The organism is Streptomyces sp. NPDC000941, assembly GCF_053599555.1.
Genome location: NZ_JBSFMM010000546.1, coordinates 1 through 1,417, shown reverse-complemented (window position 1 = coordinate 1,417; position 1,417 = coordinate 1). Strand labels below are relative to the sequence as shown.

The window sequence follows — 1,417 nt, the reverse complement described above, 5'->3', positions numbered from 1 at the left end:
TCATCCCCCCGCCACCCCCCATATACACCCTTGTGTCCCCCACCCCGCCCCCCCCCCCCCCCCCGCCCCCCCCCCCCCCCCCCCGCCCCCGCCCCCCCCCCCCCCCCACCACGGGTCAGTACGACCAACCGGCTCGACGCCAGCCTTTCGTCCGCCAGCCACTCCTGCAGCAGACCCAGGATGCGCTGGGCGAGGGTCCGTACGTCCTCCGGGACGGCGGTGGCGCGCGCGTCGCGGCGGCCGCAGTCGACTACGACCGCATCGGGCGCCGGGGCCCCCGCCTCCAGCGTCGCGGCAGCCAGGTCGGCGAGGTTCGCGTACCCGGCTGCCGAGGGGAGGCGGTCGCAGGGCCCCACCGTGGCCAGCAGTTGCGGAGCGGACGACGACATCGGCGCCGGGGCGGTCACCCACTCGACCGCGAAGAGCGAGTCCCGCCGCGCCGTACCGGAGGCCGCCAGCAGCTCCTGCGTCGACACCGGGCGGACCACGAGCGACGCGATCGAGGCCACCGGCCGCCCCTCGCCGTCGACCACCGCGACCGACCATGCGTGCGTGTCCCCCGCGTCGCCGTCCGGGGTGAGGCGCACCCGCAGGGTCGACGCTCCGGGAGCGTGCAGCCTCACCCCGCTGTAGGAGAAGGGCAGAGCGCCGTGCGGGAGTTCGTCGGCCGGGCGGAAGGCGGCGGCGTGCAGGGCGGCGTCCAGCAGGGCGGGGTGTACGGAGAACTGGGAGGCGTCGCCGTCCGCCGTGTCGGGAAGGCGCACCTCGGCGAAGATGTCCTCGCCACGTCGCCAGGCCGCCCGCAGCCCCCGGAACACCGGGCCGTACTCGAATCCCCGCGCCGCGTACCCGTCGTACAGGCCCTCCAGGTCGTCTGCCGTGAACGCGACGGCGCCAGGCGGCGGCCAGACCGCCGCCCCGTCGTCGTCGCCTTGTGGGTCGGTGAACCGTGCGATGGCGTCGTGTTGGTCGGCCGGTGCGGGGCCGACCAGGCCGGTGGCATGGCGTACCCACGTGGCGTCCTCGTACGTACCCTCGCGGCGGGAGGACACCGTCAGGCTTCGGCGCCCGTTCTCGTCCGGCGCCGCCACCCATGCCTGCACCTGTACCGCTCCCTCCTCCGGGATGAACAGCGGTGCCTGGAGCGTGAGTTCTTCGATGCGACGGCAGTTCACACGATGGCCCGCCTGAAGGGCGATCTCGAGAAGGACAGTTCCGGGGAGGACGACGACGCCGGCGATGGTGTGATCGGCGAGCCAGGGGTGGGTGGACAGGGCGAGCCGACCGGTGAGCAGATACCCCTCTCCCTCGGCCACCGCAACCGCCGCGCCGAGCAGCGGGTGGTGTGCCGGGTCGAGGCCGGCGGTGGTGATGTCTCCGGTGTGGGTGGGGGTGTTGAGCCAGTAGCGTTGGTGTT

At 74.2% G+C, this 1,417-nt stretch carries 1 protein-coding gene; it reads right to left on the bottom strand.

Features of this window, described 5'->3' with window-relative positions; genetic code table 11:
• A partial coding sequence (locus ACWDSL_RS53400; RefSeq protein ID WP_450497010.1) for a polyketide synthase dehydratase domain-containing protein occupies positions 1 to 1,417 on the bottom strand: 1,417 nt, incomplete at both ends.